The sequence below is a fragment of the Chthoniobacter flavus Ellin428 genome (genome assembly GCF_000173075.1).
Classification (GTDB): Bacteria; Verrucomicrobiota; Verrucomicrobiia; order Chthoniobacterales; family Chthoniobacteraceae; genus Chthoniobacter; species Chthoniobacter flavus.
In genome coordinates this window covers 177646-196800 of sequence record NZ_ABVL01000004.1, presented here as the reverse complement: position 1 = coordinate 196800, position 19155 = coordinate 177646, and the positions used below count along the sequence as shown (strand labels likewise).

General features: G+C 62.1%; 5 protein-coding genes (1 of these 5 only partly in view). All 5 read right to left on the bottom strand.

Annotation, left to right across the window (positions count from 1 at the left end; all coding sequences use genetic code 11):
* Positions 1 to 11: 11 nt before the first annotated feature.
* Tightly spaced (each overlapping or abutting the next), the 5 genes in view from CFE428DRAFT_RS08520 to CFE428DRAFT_RS08505 form a layout consistent with a single transcriptional unit that may run on beyond the window.
* Positions 12 to 1946 carry a beta strand repeat-containing protein gene (locus tag CFE428DRAFT_RS08520; RefSeq protein ID WP_006979107.1) on the bottom strand — a complete coding sequence of 645 codons (1935 nt, stop codon included), beginning with the start codon at positions 1944 to 1946 and terminating at the stop codon, positions 12 to 14.
* Positions 1939 to 7374, bottom strand: a complete 5436-nt coding sequence (locus CFE428DRAFT_RS08515; protein ID WP_042724658.1) for a beta strand repeat-containing protein — start codon at positions 7372 to 7374, stop codon at positions 1939 to 1941. Before CFE428DRAFT_RS08515 ends, CFE428DRAFT_RS08520 begins: the two co-directional genes overlap by 8 nt.
* A complete protein-coding gene (locus CFE428DRAFT_RS08510) occupies positions 7289 to 16477 on the bottom strand; it encodes an autotransporter-associated beta strand repeat-containing protein (protein WP_006979105.1) in 9189 nt (3062 codons plus the stop codon). Before CFE428DRAFT_RS08510 ends, CFE428DRAFT_RS08515 begins: the two co-directional genes overlap by 86 nt.
* Positions 16471 to 18459, bottom strand: coding sequence for a beta strand repeat-containing protein (locus CFE428DRAFT_RS35545; RefSeq protein ID WP_157447458.1), 1989 nt, complete (start codon positions 18457 to 18459; stop codon positions 16471 to 16473). Before CFE428DRAFT_RS35545 ends, CFE428DRAFT_RS08510 begins: the two co-directional genes overlap by 7 nt.
* Positions 18383 to 19155: the final stretch of an autotransporter-associated beta strand repeat-containing protein gene (locus tag CFE428DRAFT_RS08505; protein WP_006979103.1), read on the bottom strand. The gene runs 20647 nt beyond the window's last position; 773 of the gene's 21420 nt are visible here — the last part of the coding sequence; its start codon lies off the right edge, out of view — the gene reads right to left on this strand; the stop codon is at positions 18383 to 18385. Before CFE428DRAFT_RS08505 ends, CFE428DRAFT_RS35545 begins: the two co-directional genes overlap by 77 nt.

Sequence of the window (19155 nt, the reverse complement as noted above, 5' to 3'; positions counted from 1 at the left end):
CAACCTTTGATTTATGCCTTCGCGGAGCGGCGGCGGCGGAAGCGCTGCAGGCCGAGCGCCATGCCGATGCTGCCGAGGAGCATGACCATCGAGTTCGGTTCGGGCACCACTTGGAGGACGACGTCGTCACCCTGGATCGCGATGTTGGCGACAAACCCGTTGATCTGCCCAGTGAGATTCGCGCCGAGCGTGCCGTTGATCGCATTCGTGGAGTGGAACAACGTGTAGGTGTTCCCGGTGCCGAATCCGCCCGCAGCGCTGAAGTTGAAGTCATTGAACTCCAGCACACCCGTGCCGATGCTCAGCGTGCCGGTGTTCACAGCCACCATGGCGCTGGTCACCGCCGGATCCATCGCGAAGATGAGCGACTGCGAATTCGACGGCGCGACCGCCGCGGAGAGATCCAGCGAGCCGGTGCCGAGGTTAAGCGAGAACGTGCTATCGGTAGTCGGAGCGAGGCTGGCGCCGAGGGCCAGTGTCACGCTGCCGTTGTTGCTCGTGGTGATCGAGCCTCCGCCAGCGAGGGTGCCGCCATTATTCACGTTCACCAACGCGGTGCCGTTAAGCGAACCGCTGACGAGCAGCGTGCCACCATTCACCGTAGTGTTGCCGCTATAGGCACTCGGGCCGGCCAGGGTCTGCGTGCCGGTTCCCTGCTTGGTGAAGGTGACGACGCCGGTCGAACCTGTGCCGTCCATGATCTTGCCATTGAAGACGTGATCGGTGTTATCGGAGCCAACGATGAGCGTCGCCGGGCCGCCCGTGCTGGTCACCAGCGCGTTGGCGCCGGTGCCCGCGAGGCCGCCCACATTCTGGCTGAAGCCCTTCATGTCGAACGTGCCCGTGGTCGAACCGGTGCTGTTCACCGAGAGCAGGGTCTGCGGCAACTGGTTGGTCGCGCCAGCCTGCAGGGTGCCGTTGTCGACCGTCGTGCCGCCCGTGTAACTCAGGGTGCTCGTGCTGCTCAGGATGAGCGTGCCCGGGCCAGTCTTGTCGAGGGTCGCCGCACCGCTGCCGCTCTGGAGCAGGTTGCCCTTGATGGTCGCGGTGTTCGCACCAGTGCTGTTCACCGCGATGCCACGGGTAACCACGCTGGTGGTCGGGTTCAGGTCGATGTTGTTGGTCAACGTTGAGGCCGCCGTGGCATGCGAGTCGTTCAGGAGGAACGTGCTCGGATTGAAGAACGTCGTTCCCCATTGGAGCGTCGGGCCCGTGCCAGTGCCGTTGCCGCCGACGTCGACGGTCAGCGGGGTACCGAAGGCGCCGAAGCCGGAGGAACCGCCGGTGATTTGCACCTGGCCGGCACCCGAACCCAGCGACCGCGTGAAGGTCGAAGTCGTGGGCTCATAAGCCGCCGCATTGAGCGGGTCGTTGCCGCTGATGACGAGGTTGCTCGCCGTCGGCAGACCGACACCGTCCACCGCACGGACGTCGCCGGCGTTGATCGTCGTCGGGCCGACATAGGTGTTGCTGTTCAGCAGGCTCAGGACATTGGCGCCGATCTTGTCGAGGCCGACGTTGTACTGGACCAGACCCGCGTAGGTGAAGTCGGCGGACGTGCCGTTGCCAACCGTGAGGGTGCTGACGAAGGGCGCCGTGTTCGTGATGTAACCGTTGCTGTTCTGCTGCGCCGTGGTGCCCACGAGGGCGCCCGGGCTGGTCAGCGTGCCGACCTCGACGTTATAACCGTTCAGGTCGAAGACGCCGCCGCCGGTGGTGCTCAAGAGCCCCGCGGTGGGCAGCGTGTTGGCCGCCCCAGCGCGCAGCCAGCCCGTGTTCACAAACGTGCCGCCGGTGTAGGTATTGGTGCCGGAGAGGACCACTGCGTCGTAGCCTTGCTTGGTCAGCGAACCCACGCCGCTAATGTTGCCCTTGATCTCGAGCAGCGCACCGGTGAGAGCGTCGCCGCTGGGAGTGGAGACGGTCGGCCCAGCGCCGTTATCCAAGCCATTGATACCACCCCGTGATGGACTGCCCGAGGAAGGAATTCCCCATCAACTGGAAGCTATAACCGGCGCCGATCGTGCGGTAGACTGCACCTTGCGAAATGGCAGTGATGTTACTGTCGGTGTTCAAGAAGCCTTCGATAGAGCCACCATTCATCTTGATCGTTGCCGTTCCGGTCGTCTGATCGTTGGCGATCTGGAGCGTCGCGCCACCAGTGAGATCCACGGTGATGCCGCCAGTGCGGGCGCCATCCGCCGACCACCGCTCAATCGAGCCCGCCGAATAAGTGGGGGCCCCCGTATAGCCGACCGTGTTGATATCGAGCACACCGTCACGCTTGACCGTGACCGTGCCGTTTCCGAGCGCCTTGGGATTCAGGATCTGAATGGCGCCTTCTTCGATGCTCACATTGCCAGTATAGGCGCCGTAGACTGTGCCGTCGGCAGCTGTGCTGCCCACCGTGGAATCGCCACGGATATAAAGGACCCCCGCGCCCCACTTGGTGAGACGATCGCTGCCGGCCAGGCTGGCGACGGAGACGCCGGCACTGGTGCCATTGGTCACATTACTGCCCCAAGTCACGGTGAGTTGCGTACCGCCATTGCTGAAGCCGGACGCATCCGTCAGCGAGAGCACCCCAGTTTCAAGGATCGAGCGTGCGCGGCTGTTGGTGAAGGTGAACTTCAACTGCGCATCCATCAGGGTGCCGCCGGTGGATTGCACCTGCACATCGTTGATCGTCTGGGTGCGATCGTTGGCTTGCGGATCGTAATTGATCACCGCGTTGTCCAGCACCACAATCCGACCCGAGGTATAGGTTGCATTCGAGGTGTTGCCCTGATTGAGCGTGAGGTTCAACTGCGCGGCACCCGATTGGCTGCCATTGAGCAATACCAAGTTGGGGTTGGCCGCGGTGCCGACATTACCAAGGGAACCGAAGGCTCCCAGCGTCAACTGGCCTTCATTGACCACCCAACCGCTGTTGAACCCGTTGCCCACACCGCGAGCGGCGTCACTTTGATCCTTGCCAATGGTCAGGACACCAGTGCCGAACTTCGTCACACCGGCGGCGGAGATATCACCGTTGAGAGCCAAGGCCGAGGAGTTATAGATCGGCAGCTCAAATTGGCCGCCGGTCCCTGCCTTGATATTGGACTGGATGGTTACCGAGTTGGTGTAGACCAGCAGACCGCCCACGTTGGAACCGCTCGCCCCAGTGCCGCTCAGGGTAATGGTATTGAACTGCCCAGGACCATTGCTGATGTTGTTGTTCGTCATCAACGCGTAGATGACCGGGTTATCGACCAGCGTGGACGCCGCCGTGAGATTGACGATATCCGTGCCGGCGACGAGACCGGCGCCGAGCGAGGTTTGCGTCGGCGTCACCACCTGAACGAGGTTGAGTCCGGAGACCGAAGCCGATTTGACGAAGCTGTTGTGGAACGAATCCACATACCAGGCAGGCATCATGCCGTTGACGTTCGCCGGCAAGCCGCCGGTGACCGAGAAGTTATCGGTATTGCCCCCATTCGTGCCGAAGGTATCGCCCGGTGTGAAGACCAGAGTGCCCTTGCCAACGCGCGTCAGCGACGAGGTCGTCAACACGTGCGGGCCAGTCGGGACGCCGGGATTGATGATGCTGATGCGGGAACCGTTCGCGAAGCTGATGGCACCGACCGTCTCGTTCTGCACCTGACCGCTCTGCGATTGATTGAGCAGCGAGGAACCGTTCAACGCAATGGGCGTATTGTCATCCCAGCGGTTGGCGTTTCCTCCGGTGGTGCCGCCATTGCCAGCCTGGTTGCCGTCAAACTGCAGGTATGAACCCGGGTGCAACACAATGACGTTGTTGTTGGCCGTGCCTGCGCCATTGAGGAAGCTGCCCGTCGTTCCAGCGGCCGTAAGAGTGCCGAATACGTCGACCTGGCCAGTGCCCATCGGCGTGTTGGCGCCTCCTTGAGTGATGGTCGCGGCGGTTCCGCGGCTGATCACAGTGCCACCAGTGTAATCGTTCGAATTGTTGAAGAGGAAATTGCCGCCGCCCGACAACAACGAACCCACCTGAACCTCATTCTGGCCAGTGAGGACATTGTTGTTCGTAGCCGTAATCGTGAGGTTTTGGTTATTGCCACCCAAACGGTAGACACCGACGCCGGCATTCAGCGGATTGGCCGCTCCGGCGCCCATCGAAGCAAAGGTATAGCTGAATGCACCCGTGGTCGCGAACTGGAACGTGCCATCGCCAATGGTCGAGAGGTTCAGCTTCGTCGTGAAGCTTGCCGGGGTTAATAGCAAGCCGGTCGAATTGCTCGTGATCATCGCCGAAGGATCGAAGCTGGAGTTCAGCTGGACGATGCCCGCGAAACTTCCCGCACTACGCACCTCGATCTGCTGTCCTGCACCCGTGTTGACATTCCCCACGCCCTCCAACTGAACGCTGGCACCTGGGTTGATGATGATCTTACTGGCGGCGCCAACCGTAGCGGTTGCGCTGGCGACAGCAGAGTTGCCAAACCGCAGAGCTCCCTGATTGATGACCAGCGGCCCACTGAACGTGCTGTTATTGCCATTGGCAAACCACAAGGTATTGCCGCCGGTTTTGATCAAGCCAATACCCGCACCATTGTCGGTGAGGTTGCCGTTGATGACCATGTCGGCACCAAGGTTCAACGTCGCCATATTCGTGAGGTTGCCGCCGTTGATACCGAAGCGATAGCTATTTCCCTGGCCCACCGTCAGGGTCTCGTTGCCGATCGTCAGATTATTGACCAGAACGAGTTTGCTCGTCTCGGCCGTCTGCGCACCGGTGCGATCCACGGTGATCGTGGAGTTGCCGTTCACCACGATATTGTTGGTGTCGTAAGCAACCGTGTTGAACGTGGTCGTGTTATCGGCATCCGCCCGCAGGAAGAGCGTGCCACCAACCAGGGTAACCGTGGTATTCACGCCCAACGGGTTCGTCGTGATGCTGCCCCCGGGCGTGCCGACGCCCGGAGCAACGACGCCACCGCCCAGGATCGTGATGCCGCCCGTGAACGTGTTCGTCTGGGTCGCCGCGGCGGTCGCTGCGGTCGCATTCGTGGTCGCGGCGAGATACAGGTTGCTGCCGCCTTCCTTGACCAATGTACCGGCCCCCGTCACCAACCCAGCCAGGAACGTGTCGGTATTGGTCACAAAGATCGCGTTGCCAGACGGCCCAAGGTTCGTGGTCCCGTTGACCCGGAACGTCTGGCCATTGGATTGGTTGATCGTCAGCGTTTGGCCTTGGTCTCCAGATGAGCCACCGAAGGTGAGATTGCCACCGGTCCCGCCATTTCCGCCAATCATCGTCTGGCCGGAAGCGGCGCCGAGACGATTGACGGCGATGATCGATAGCGGATTGCCAGCGGCGAGGTAGATATTGTTGTTGAAGGAACCACCGGCTGCGGTCGAACCGGCGTTGAGGTTCAAGGTCAGGTTGTAGCCGTTGATGTAAATGGTTCCGCCGTTGCCGCCCGCATTCGATGCGCCGGAATTGCCCGACGTGCGGTTGTTCAGCGTGAGCACGCCGTTATTGAACGCGATGGCACCGGTGAAGGTTCCCTGTTCGGCGTCCAACTGCAGCGTTCCGCCGCCGTCCTTGACGATGTTGGTCGCGGTGATCTGGCCAGAGGTGGTGGGATTATTGACACCATCACCGATGGTAGTCGTGTTGGCGGTTACATGGATATCCGCCTCGCGGGGCGAAGCCACCGTGCCAAAGACCAGCCCAGTGAAGAGGTTCATGGAATTGGCGCCGGTCAGCAGGCCACCGCTCTCCATAATGATCTTCGCCGTGGCATCGCTCGCCGTGACGGGATTGATGCTGTTATCGGTCCGCAGTGCGTAGACATCAAACTGCTGGCCCACGGCCAGGTTGATGGCGACACCCGGCTTGTTCCAATAGATATCGGTGCCCGCAGTGACAATCGGCGCCGTGGTGCTGGAACTGGTATTGGTGATAGTGAAGGCGGCGTTATTGAAGCCGGTCGTGGCGTTGTAGGTGAGGAAGCTGGACTCACGCTGGTTCCACATCCACGGAGCCACGATGCCGTTGGTCACGGTCGGGGCCGCGCCCGAAACCATCACGCGCTCGAGCAAGCCGAGCTGGCCGGCCGTCGTCGGCTCGATGGAGATGGAGCCGTTGTCACCGGTGTTCCCGTTGCGATTTACGCCTTGGGTAATACCCGCCACGGTGATCGTGGTGGTGCGCAGGTTGACGCCCGGAGCAGTGGTCTGCGATGGGGTGAGGAAGGACTGACCGAAGGTGGTCACCTGGCCCACGGATTCGTTGATGTCGGTGAGGATGCTGCCCACGACCTTGAATGAGCTGCCATTAAGGTTCACCGCTGCAGTGTCGCCCCAGCGGCCTTGCGCGTGGTTCGCGTCGTTGGCCAGCAGGTCGAAGCTGTTGTCTAACTGGAGCACACCACCCGGATGGAAGTTGACCGGGATCGCCGTGGTGCCATCGGCTTGCAAGAACCGACCGCCAACGCCACCGGCGATGAGCGAGGGCACGCCCGTGTTATTGGTGCCGAAGACGTCGAATCCGCTGGTCGCCAACTGGCCACGGAATTCCAACCGGCTGCCGGAATTGATAACCGTGCTGCCCGTGTAGTTCTGCGCCGTGTTCAGGACGACGAAGCCGGTGCCGCGCAGCAGATTGCCGCCGGTGCCGTTGGTAAGTCCCGAACCGATGACCAGGTTCGTGTTGCCCGTCAACTGGTTGGCAAAGCTCTGCGAATCACCTGGATAAATGCCGATGTTGAGGGTGGCACTGGTTCCACCCGCACCTAGGCGGTAGGTGGCATTGCTGTTGCCGGTGCCGTTGTAGGACGCGCCCGCCGTCAGCGGAGTCGCACCCACATAAGTGCCGCTGGTCAGCCCCACGCCATTCCCCGTCGAGCCGAGGAACCAGGTGCCGTCACCGATGTGGCCGAGGTCGATCGCCTGATTGTAGACCGAGTTGATCGCCAGAATGCCGGAGCCGTTATTCACCGCGGTGAGCGCGTTGTTGATGAACTGACCGCCCGCAAACGCGGAGCGGAAGTTGTAGGCCGCACTGCTGGTATTGCTGCCGATGACCCCGTTGTCGCCATCGCCGGCGATACCGAGCACCGCGTAGCCAGAGTTATTGCTGCGCACGTCGATGTACTGGCCGGCGTTGAGGTTGGTCGCTGCCGAGAGCAGCAGGCGGGCGTCACGCTGGACGCTGATGTTGCCGCCACCGAGCTTCGAGGTGTCGTTCAGCGTCTTGATGCCGCCAACGAACGAGCCGAAGTAGACGTCGTCGTTCGCCGCCAGAACGGCGCCGCCGGTGTTGTTACCCGTGGCCGCGGTATTGACCCAAAGGTCGGCGTTGAACTGGAGCTGGGTGAACGAAGGTCCCGTTGCCGCTAATCGTCCCATCAACAGTCACCGGCACTCCGGAGTTGGCGGAGGAAGTGCCGTTGGCGAAGATCGCGTCGCGACCCAGCAGTCGAATGCCATTCGTGATTTCCAAGCCGAAGCCATTGCCGCCCGTGACGGTCAATTGCGCGCCTCCAAGCGCGCCACCGAATTGCACCTGGCCAATCTGGATGGTCTTGTTGGCGCCGATACCGCTGAAGGTGCGCACATCGAGCGTGGAATTGGCGCTGCCGATGTAGCTGGCACTGCTCGCCGGCGTGGTGGAACCGACCACGATATTGTTGGTCACATAGCCATTCAGGATCTGCGGATCGTTCAAGCCGTCGCCATCGTTGCGGAGGTTCAGCGTGCCACCGTTTAGGGTGACGGCAACGCCGTTGCCCAGCGGATTGGCGCTGTCGCCCTGGAATGTGCGGGCCTCGAGCGTGCCGGCGTAGACGTTCCATGCGCCGACGTTGTTGCTGGAGCTCAGGTTCGTGTTGGAGACGAAGAGCGTGCCGGCGCCGAGCTTGGTGACCGTGTTCCCGCTGGCCAGGATCTGGCCGGCCAGGTTCAGGTTGCCCGCGACGTTGAAGGTCGTATTGCCGGCCAGCGTCGTCGTTCCACCCACCAGGAAGCCGGTGTTGGTCGCACCGACGTTGAAGACGTAGTTGTTGTCCGCATTGCTTTGGAAGGTCAGGTTGTTGATCGCCTGCCAGGTGTTCGCCGCGGCGCTGGCCACGGTAACGGTGCTCGTCGTGTTGTCCGAGCCGAGGCTGTTCGTCCCCGCGACGGTGAAGTTGTAGCCGTTGCCCGAGCCGAGGATGGTCACCAGCGTGTCGTTGATGACTTCCGGACCCGCCACCGGATCATTGATCGCCAGGGTGCCACCCGCGAGGACGACGTTCGAGTTACTGCCCAAGCTGTTGTAATCGTTGATCTGCAACGTGCCGTTGGCGGTATAGAGGCCGCTGGCGCTGGGGATGTTGCCCGCACCGATCGTCGTCGTGCCCGTGAAGGTGTTGTTGTAGCCCAGCGTGAGGGTACCGATACCCTGCGTCACCAGCGAGATATTGCCGCTGATGAGGCCATTGAAGATGCTGGTCGTGCCCTGCTGTGGAGCCACGGTGAGGACGTTGTTACCCGCACCGGAATTGATCACGTTGCCGGTCGCCGCCGAGGCTGCCGCATTGCCACCCAAGCCGGCGATGGTCAGGTTCTGCCCGTTCAGATCGAACGCGCCCTTATCCATCGGCGAGATGATGAACTGACCTTGGTTCGGCAGGCTGCTTTGGCCGGCGAACTGGATCGTCCCTTCATTGATCTGCATGGTACCGAGACCGGTCGTACCAATTGTCATCACGTTTTTCGTCCCGGAGAGCAGGAGGGTGCCCGGGCCGGACTTGGTGAAGTTCGTGGCCGTGATGTTGCCCGAGATGGTGGACGTACCGGTCTGGCCGTCGCGCACGTAGACGAGCGCTTCCGCCGCGCCAGCGCTGGTGCCGAAGAACAGGTTGGAGCTGATCGTCGGCGCCGTGGAGCCGTTCATGATCAGGCCGCCATTGTTGATGCGCAGGATGTCGCTCGGGTCGAAGGACGAGATATTGGCGCTGGTGCGCACGGCGAGGATGTCGACCGTCTGGCCAACAGCGTTGCCCACCGTGGTCGCCGACGAGAGATCCGCCAGGTCGGTCGCCGGCGCGCTGCCGTCGAGAGCGGTGGTCGTGACGGCGTTATTGACGGCGAAACCATTCGCGCCACCGTATTGGGCAAAATTGGCATCCTGACCGGTGCCAGCGAGGCGGATGTATACATCCGGCAAGGCGAGCATGCCATTCGGATTCGTATAGGTAGTCGAGGTAATCAGGTCCTCACTCGTGGCGGGCGCACCGGTTCCCAGATTGCCCAGCGCGCTGGGCAGAATGGTGAGGGTGCCTTGGTTAACGCGGGTCAAGGCCGTGGCGGTCAAAGCCGAACCGGTCCCCGACTTATTGAGCTGGATGTAGGAACCCGAGCCGAAGGTGACCGTCGGGATGGTCAACGCCTGGGCGGTGGTGGAATTACCGATGAGGCTCAGCGTGCCACCGTTGATCGTGATGCTACCAGTTGCCGCGACCAGGGAGCCCCCGGTTGCCGTCGTGCTGACGGTGCCGCCGCCGGTGCCACTCAACTGGTTGGCTGCCGATGTGAGCGGGGCGCCGCCGATCGTCAACCCCGTGATGCTTTCCGTCAGGCTGCCCGGGGTGGCCGGATTCAGGGCCAGCGTTCCGTTACCCGTCTTGGTGAGGGTGAACGCGCCGGTGGTGATTTGATTCTCCGTCAGCGTCGTCCCCGAAGCGACATCGATTCCGCTGTTGGCCGTGTAGATAAAGAGACGGCTGGTGGCGAAGCTGGCGGTCGTAGCGAGCACGCCACCGCCCAAACGGACGTCGGCCGCACCGGCGATGGTGTGCCCGCCGCCGACGATGAGAGACGTGGTCTGACCCAAGGCGGTATCGGCTGCCACCTGGAGCGTGCCGCCGTTCACTGCAATGCCCGTCCCATACAGAGTATCCGTGGTGGCTGTATCGGCCTGGGTGTTCACGCCGGAGAGGACCAGCGTGCCAGCGCCGGCTTTCTGCAACGCTAGAGGCTGCGTATTGGTGAAATTACCGGAGAACGTCGTCACTCCCTGGGTCATCGAGACAGTGAACTGCCGGGTGCGATTGGCACTCGTGCCCGACTCGTTGTTGACATTCATCGCGCTGGTAAACGTCAGGCTGTTGTGCCCACCAAATTCCAGAACGGTGTTGCCGTTCCAATTTATGGATCCCAGCGTGTTGGTAATCGTCCGGGCGGAGCCGTAGGCTTCGACCACCCCCAAGTTGCCAAAGCCGCCCGGCCCGAAGGTCAAGCTGCCGGTACCGAAGGCGGTGTTGGAATTGATCTGGGTGCGGCCTTGGCGCAGCGTGGTGCCACCCGTGAAGGTGTTGTTGCCGATAATGCGGACGGTGCCCGTGGTGGTTGCGCTAGCTTGGGGGTCGTTACCCAGTCCGAGGCCGCCGGCGCCGGAGATCACGCCCTGGACGTCGAGGACGCCACCGACAAAGGACGTTGGGGTGGTCGCCTGATCGAAACGCAAGGTTTGGCTCGCGGCGACCGTCATCGCTCCGGTAATCACCGAATTGCCAACTGTCTGAGCGCGGATAACGGTGGTGTTGTTGACCGTGATGTTACGGCCGATCGTGATCTGGCCGGAGAGGCCGAGGCTGCCACCGGAGAGGACGATCGCGGTGTTGCTGTTACCGAAGGCGCCGTTCGTGTTCGCGAGGACGTCCGTCCCGGCCATGAGGAAGCCGTTACTGATGGTCGTGGTCCCCGTGTAGGTATTGTTGCCGTTGAAGACGATCGTCTGGCCGTTCGTCGCCTTGACGATGTTGATCCCGTTGCCGGAGATTACGCCTTCGAAGCCCAGCACGGTGTTAGCGGTCCCATTATTGATGAACGTGCGGGTGGTGCTGGCGTTTCCGCCGTCCAGGATCACGTTGCCGAAGATGGAGTTATCGGTGCCACCGTCGTTGGCGAAGGTATCGCCGAGCAACACGATGTTGTTCTTGATCGACGCGTTGAACTGGACGAGTGCCCCGTTGTTGCCGACGTTATTGAGATCCAGCGTGGCCCCGCCCAAGGCATACGAGTTGGCGATGTTCAGGCGCGAACCGGCATTGACGGTCACCGTCTGCGCGCTCGTCAGGTTGGTGTTCCGGCCGTTGAGCGTGATGTTGCCGATGCCATCGGAATAGGGCGTGCCACTCGGAGTGAGGGTGCCGATCTGGATATTGGCGCCCGGCGTAGTGAAGACGTTTTCGAAGACGCCGGCACCGAAGGCAAGGTTGCCCGAGTTACTACCGGCGCCCAGATGATAGATGCCATCGCTGTTCGCCTTCAGGCTGGGAGCGAGGTAGTTCATCGTCGCGCTGTTGGCGCCGCCCAGACCGGAGTTGTAGGTGGTGCCGAGCAACATCATGCCGTTGCCGATCGCGGACAGATCCAGCGACTGCGTGAAGTTCGGGACGTCGAGGGTCAGTTCACCACCAAAGCCGGCGGCGTTCGCGTGGGCGACGACCTGACCGGGGAGAGCAGTGCCGCTGGTGAGGATCGTGGGCACCGGACCGTTGTAGCCCATGCCGAGTCCGGCCAGGCTGGTGTTGTCGCTGGTCAGCGTAACGCCAGCGGCGTTGCTGATGTCCGTCGCATCCGCGAAGCGAATGATGCCGCCCGGATTCACCGTGATCGGGCCCGTGCCATAACCGCCAGAGCGAGCCGTCGTCGCGAGGACGCTGGGCACCCCGAGAACGCCGGAACCATTGACAGTCACCGACGAGAAGTTATTGCTGCCGGTGTTCAGGATGAGGGTACTGGCGCCGTCCTTCAGCAAGGAGCCGCCACCGTTGTTGGAAGTGACATTGATCACCACCGCGGTGCCCGCGGCCGAGCCCTGGCCACCGACGCTGAGGTTGAAGGCCGCGCCACCGGCGGAGACGATGCCGTTGTTCAGGGTCAGGATGCCCGCATCGGAACTGACGCGCGCGTCGGAGCCCATCGTAACCAAGGTCTGCCAGGTGTTGTTGCCCGCGCTGTTGCGCAGGGCGCCGGCGCTGAGCGCGCCCCCCTGACCGTTGATCACGAGTTTTTCATTGGCCACGGTGAAGGTGCCATCCGTAGTGCCGGCTTGGGTGAAGCCGAGTTGCAGCGTGCCGCCGTCGAAGACCGTCGTGCCGGTGGCGGCCGCGCCGTCGCCCACACCCAGGCCCGTCGCCGTGCCGATCGCCAGCACGCCTTCGTAGATGTTGGTCGCCAGGCCGTAGGTGTTGGCGTTGGTGAGATACAGCGTCCGGCCGCCGAACTTATTGATACCACCGTTCTGGATGATGGTTTCGATCGTGGCGTCCGAGCCCGCGATGTTCGCACCGGTGTTCGGGCTGGTCACGGTGATGTTGCGCTGCACGCCACCGAGATCCAGCTTGCCGGTGCCGTTGAAGTTGGCCGTGCTAGTCGTGCCGGCGCTGGTGATGAGAACTTCACGACCGCTGTTGCCGGTGGCAGCCCGCGTGTTGATGAAATTCAAGTCGCCATTGAGCACCAACGTGCCGGTGCCGGTGGTCACGCCGCTTACCAACGAAGCCGTCGCCGTACCGCCGCTGATCGTCAGCGCACCGATCGTTTCCTTGTGATTGTTCAGGTTGAGCTGCGTGTTAATGCTGCCGGTGACCGCCTGGATGGTGACTGCCGCGGTGTCGTTGATCTGCTCGTCTGCACTCAAGGAGACGATGGCACTGGTCGTGGAGTTCGGACCACCGATGAACAAGCCGCCGGCGCCGATCGCCGCATTCGAATTGGCCGCATTGTTCAGGGCCAACGTGCCGTTCGTGACGTTTACCGGGCCGGTGACGTTGATCGCGCCGCCGACCGTCAAGGTGCCGGAACCAGTCTTGGTAAAGGCGCCCGCGGAGCCGTTGCCGATGGAGTTGGCAAAGGTGACGCTGAGGTTGTTCGTGTCCAGCGCACCGCCGCCGGTGTTGAAGTTGAGCGTGTCGGCCGAGAGATCGAACACCGCACCAAAGCGGAACGTGCCGCCGTAGAAGTTCAGCGTGGTCGTGCCGCTGGAGACCAGGTTGGTCGCGGCGCTGGCCTGCAATACGCCCTGGTTCAAGTTGTAGGTGGTGACGGTATTGCCCGTCCCACTAAGGACGAGCAGACCGTTGCCCGTCTTGGTCACCGTGGAATTCGCGGTGGTGAGGCTCGCGCTGATGGTCACGGTGTTCGTATCGAACTGGTTGAGGATGTACTCGTTGTTCGTGCCGGTAGTGATGCCGTTGGTGAAGGTGCTGAGCGTAATGCCCTGAGTACCGGTGAAGAGGAACGCACCGCTCTGCACATTGAGGCTATCGGTAGCGGAGCCCGCCACGGTGATGGCCGCCGTCGTGGAGGTATTGTCCAGCCACAACGCATTCATCGTGTGGCTCGAGCCGGTCATGGTCAGGTTCGAACCCGAGGAGTAACGCACGTTGTTGAGCAGCGTCACGCCGCCGCCGGCAGCGAGGTTCTCATACTCGTTGGCCGTGCTGAGAACGCGGAAGCCATTGCTGGCCCCGGACGTGCCATAGGTGACGAAGCCCATGTTGGCCGCGGTGAAGTTCGCGCTGGTATCGGCGACCGCCCAAGGGAGGATCGGGATGGTGGTGGTACCCGCCGCGCCGGTGCCGCCGACCAAGGTCGGAGCAGTGTTGAGCACCACGGTGGCGCCCTGGTTCGTGCCGAATGCGACCGTGCCGAGGTTCGATCCGCGGATGACCAAGGTACTGGCGTTCGTCCGAGTCAGGCTGGCCGCGGTCAGATTGACGAGGGCATCGGTCACCGCCGTCGTCCCAATGAAGGTGTTGCCCGTGATCTGGTTGGCGCCACCGCCGAGGGTAATCGCGCCAATCGTTTCGTTACGGACAGCGGCCACGTTGGTCTGAAGAGTCAGACCATTGATGGCGCCATTGAAGCCCGCGTACTGGCTGTTGGCCTGGAAGGCGGTGTTGCTCAAGGTCACCGGAGCAGTGTCCGACAGGCGGTCCCCGCTCGTCGTCGAGGCGTTGTAGTCCAGGGTGAGGCTTGCACCGCTGACGGTGAGGCTCGACGCCTGGCTGAAGTTGTTCACGCCCGAGCCGGAGAGGATGAGGTTGGCCCCACCGGTCACAGCGATCGCACCAGTGAAGGTGTTGCTGATTGTATCCAGCTGCTGGCTGCCCGAGCCATTCACGATGAAGCTGCCGCTGCCGGTGATCGCGCCGCTGTAGATGGTGTTGACGCCAACGTTGAAGAACGGGCTGAGGTGGTTGCTGGTCAGCGAACCGGTGCCGATGCTGATCGTGCCACCGACCGCCCCGCCGCCCTGGAGCGGGCCGACGGTCTCGGTGGTGTTGTTCAGGTCGAGAGTGACCCCGGCGGTATTGGCGAGGACGACAGTCGAGTAATCACCGATCGCGTGACCACCGGCGAGTTGCACGGTGCCTTGGTTGATCGTGGTGTTGCCGGTGTAGGTGTTGTTGCCGGAGAGGATCACCATGCCGGTGCCGAACTTGGTGAACGCGAGGTTCGAGCTCGCCGCACTGCCCGTCAGGTTCTGCGCCGCCGAGACCCCGGTCAGGTTCGACCCGATGGTCAGCGTTCCCGTGCCGTTTTGCGTGACCAGCAGTTCACCGCTGGCCGCGGTCAATCCACCACCGGAAATCGTGCGGTTGTTCGCGCCGACATTGCTCGTCATCAGGATGCCACCGGAGGCGACATCGAGGGTGACGTTCGAAGCCATCGCGACATTCGAGCTGGCGACGTTCGCGTTGAACTCGATCGAATTGACCGCATTGCCGCCGACGATCGTGTTGATGTAGCCGGTCGAGTCCTTGACATCGTCCGCGATCTTCCAAGTGGTGATGTCATCCTTGGCCGTATTGCCGTAGGTACTCGAGGAAGCGATCAGGTTGTTGTTGATGTCCTTGCTGGCGAAGAAGGTATTGCTGCCCACCGAGATCGTCGCCCAGGCGCCAAGGAGGCCATTGAAGAGCGGCGTGGCGCCGACATTCACCGTCGCGCCCGTCGGAAGTTCGGCGAAGTTCACGATACCGCCCGCATGAGAGATGACGCCGGTATTCAGAGTGAGCGTCTGGCCGGAGCCCGGCGTGAGGGTCACGCTGGAGAGGCCAGGGCCGACGAGGGTCGAAGCCGCCGTCTGCGTCGTCGCTGCAGTGGCGTTGCCGAGCAACGTCAGGTTGCCGCCAGACAGGCCGAGGGGACCAGTGCCGAGCTTGGTGGTGTTATTGGTCGTGTAATCGAAGACCAGGCTACCGCCGGCGGCGGTGAGCGCGCCGGTCAGCGTGTTCGTGCCGGTCAAGGTGAGGGTTCCGGTGCCGACCTTGGTGACGTTGAGCGCGCCCGAACCGGCACTGAGAGTGCCGCCGAAGGTGGTCGACGTATTATCGACGCCCACGGTGAGCGTCGCCGCCGTCCCGGAGGAGTTGGTGATGAAGCCGCCCGTGGTCGGTGTGTCGCTGGCCAGCGAACCGAAGGTCGCCGCATTGCCGGCGAGATCGAACGCCGCTCCGACCGTGCCACCCGCCCCGCTGCCGATGATGAGTTCGGACTGGGACAGGTTCTGCGCCACGCCCAGTTTCAAGACGCCGCTGGAGACAAAGGTGGGACCGCTGTAAGCGGTGCTCTGGCCCGAGAGGACGAGGATACCGTTGCCGTTCTTGGTCAGGCCGGCGGTGCCGTTCAAGGGGCCAGCCAGCGCCGCCGTCACCAACGGATTGGTCACGGTCAGAGTGGGCGTAGTGCTGCCGAGATTGACCGGACCAGCGAGAGTGACGTTGTTGCCCGCCGTACCACCACCGAAGGTCACGTTGCCGTTGATCGTGACCGGGTTGAGGAGCGTGCGCCCGGTGCCGTCCGACTGGATCGTCGTGCCGGTGTCGAGAACCAGAGTTCCCGTGCCCAGCGGACCGCTCATGAACTGGTTCACCAAGGTTCCCGTGCTGTTATTGGCCAGGGTCAATGAGCCGCTCTGCACCTCGAAGCCGCTGCTAAAGGTACCCGCATTGCTGCTCAGAATGAGAACGCCCGTGCCCGTCTTGGTGATCACTCCACCCGCGCCGGTAATCGGCGCGGAGATGAGGAGGTTGCCAATCGAAGCACCGGAGACATTGATCACCGGAGCCGCATTGCTGAACACGAGACCCTGCGAAGCCGAGACGGTCGGGATCGTGGCATAGTTATCGGTCACCGCCGTAATCGCGTTCGCGTCGGTGAGGGTCAGAGTACCGCCAAAGGACAGGCTGTTCGAAGCACTCGTGGTCGCATTCGCGGACAGAGTGATCGTATTACCAGCGATGGAAAGAATCGTCGTCCCAGCCGGGATGCCCGTGCCGGTCACGCTCTGTCCCACCGCCAAGCCGTTGGTGAACGGAACCGTAATGGTGGGGCTGCCACTCGTGGTGGTCAAAGTGATGGCCATCCCATTGGCGTTCACCGACGGGGTGCCGTTGCCGCCGACATCGGCAAAGGTCAGCTTGTTCAGGGTATTGATACCGACCAGGTTCAACACGCCGCCACCGTTGACGGGTGATGTTGCTCGTCGATTTGATCTGCCCGGAGAACGGACACCATGTTGACGGTGCCGTTGTTGATCGTGAGGTCACCCGGGATGACGGTCGAACCGATCAAGCCACTCAGGTTCAACGTACCGGACTGGACGAAGGTGCCGCCCGTGTAGGTATTGTCGTTCTTGAAGGTGTTGTTGACGATATCATTGCCGAAGGCCAGGAGGGTGCCCGTCGCACCCGTCGTCACATTCTGCGAGATGGTGAAGCTGGTGAGCCCAATGCTGGTAATCACCGAGCCTACCGGAATGCCGCTGCCGCTGACGACTTCACCCACCTGGAAGCCAACCGTGCTGTTTGCGGTCAGACCCACATTGGTTCCACTCGCGGTGGCATTGGCCGACAGGGTAACCGTCGTGCCATTGATGCTCGCGATGGTCGTGCCAGCCGGAATGCCGGTGCCGCTGATCGTTTGACCGACGACCAAGCCGTTCGAAGTCGTGACGGTAATCGTGCTGCTGCCGGAGCTCACGGCAGTGCCATTCACCGCCAGAGTCGGAGTCACCACGTTGCTACCGGTCGTGGTATTGCTGCCCACGAAGAAGGCCGGGGTCAGCGACAGCGTCGCGCCGCCCGCCTTGACCAGAGCCTGACTTCCCACCATCGGGGCGTTGATGTTGGTCGTGGCCTGATTGATGAATACGTACAGGTCCGTTCCCGTGGAGGTGAGCTGCGAACCGGGATCCCCGGCGTTGATGGAGATCGTCTGCCCGGCGTTGGTAATGAAGCCGGTGAGCAATCCCTGGGTGACCGGACTGGCGAGGTTGCCCAGCGTAATGGTCTGGGCTGCACCCGGAGCCATGCGCCAGGTATTGGCGGTATGGCTGGCGGTGATGGTGCGGTTGCTACCGTCGTTGATGTTCTGCGAGGCCGTGGTGGCCGCCGAGACATCCGTGCCATCGAAATTGGCGAAGCCGGTCGAACCCATGCTGCCCACACCCAGCGTGTCGCTGTAGGTCGCGAAGGTCGAGCCATCGGAAATCGCCCAACCACCGATGATGTTATTCAGCATGCTCGTCTGCGTAAACGTCGAGCCGTTGATGTTGTTCAGGTAAATGTGGGTGAACCCGTTCAGCGAGTTGCCACCAATCGTGCCCGCGTTGACCGTGATGTTGGCTGAGCTGCCCACGAACCCGACGAAGCTGAACATCGTGTCGTTGCTGGACGTATGCACGAGGTTGTCGATGGTCATCGTGATCGTGGAACCCTGATTGATCATCGGGGAACCCTGGATGGTGTTCTGGCCACCCAAAGCCGTCACCGTTCCCAACTCTTGAACGGAATCGGTGGAACCGCCACCCTGGATGAGGAACGTGCCGCCCCGCATATTCAGGGAGACGCCATTCGGACTCGTGGTGGTTAGGCGCTGGAAGTTGGGATTGCCTGCCGGATTGAGGCCGCTCTGGTCGAGGGTGAGACCTCCGAAGTTCAGGTTGATCACCGAGGAAGCGATCGTGCCGCTATCGCGCAGGGTCGTCGTGCCACCTGCCAGCGTTGTGATTCCGCTATAGGTGTTCGCATTGGTCAGCGTCAGCGTACTGCTCCCGTATTTAAGGAAGTTCAAGTTACCCGTGATGCTTCCGGCGAAGGTGAGACTCGACGTCGTGGCACTGGTCAGGTTGACCGTCGTCCCCCCGCTGTTGGTGATCGTGCCGCCCGTTCCGGCGATCGGGTCGCTGCTGGCCAGGAATCCAATAGCCTGGCTGTTATTGTTCAGGTCGATGGTGCCGTTGTTGAGCAGCACATTCACCACGGTGGGCGCACCACCGGAAGGATTGACGAGCAGGGTGTTGTCGCCGGCGTTGAGCACGAGGGTGCCCTGGTTCATCGTCGTCTGGCCGGTGTAGAATTCATGCGAATTCAGCCTCAACGTACCGAGGCCGGACTTCGTCAGACCCTGAAGGGTCTGACCCGAAGCGGTCGACATGAAGCCGGTCACATTCAGGGTGGTCGAGGCCCCCTCCACCCAGAACAGGTACGGGGTATTTTTGAGTGACGGAGAGCGCCCCCACGTTGATCCCGTTATTGCCCTGAAGAGCAATGATGCCGTTGGAATTCAGCGTTTCCGTGATCACGCCGCCGGTGGTGTTGAGCAGGCCGAAGTTCGACGCCGTGCCAATCGAGATGCCGCCGCCGTTTTCGAGGCGGATCGTGTTCGACGACTGGTTGTTCACGATAGTGACCCCCGCGTTCAGCGAGTAGTTCGTCGTGGAAGCGCTACCACTCGTGAGGAAGTTGGCCGCCGTCTGCATTTCATTCGCCGCCAATGGACGTACGATGCCAGTCACCGAATCCTTCGTGGAGAACGCGATGCCCGTGTTGGTCTGGGCGATGTCGTTGCTCTGCGGATCCAAAACGATATCCGGACGCACCTGGGTCGTGACGGTGCCGTTCGCCAAACTGCCCTGGCCGCCGTTGAAGTTCATCAACGGCCACGTGTAGACCGCTTGCCCCGCTCCCACCGCCTGTCCGGAGTGACATTCACACCGAGGATAAACAGCGTCTGGCCAGCGGTGAAGCCCCAGTTGGCGAGGTTCGCGAAGGTCAGCGGTTGATTCGCATTCGGCACCCAGGTTCAGGATCCCCATGCCGTTGACGGAAGTACTGTTGGCGAAGAACTGCG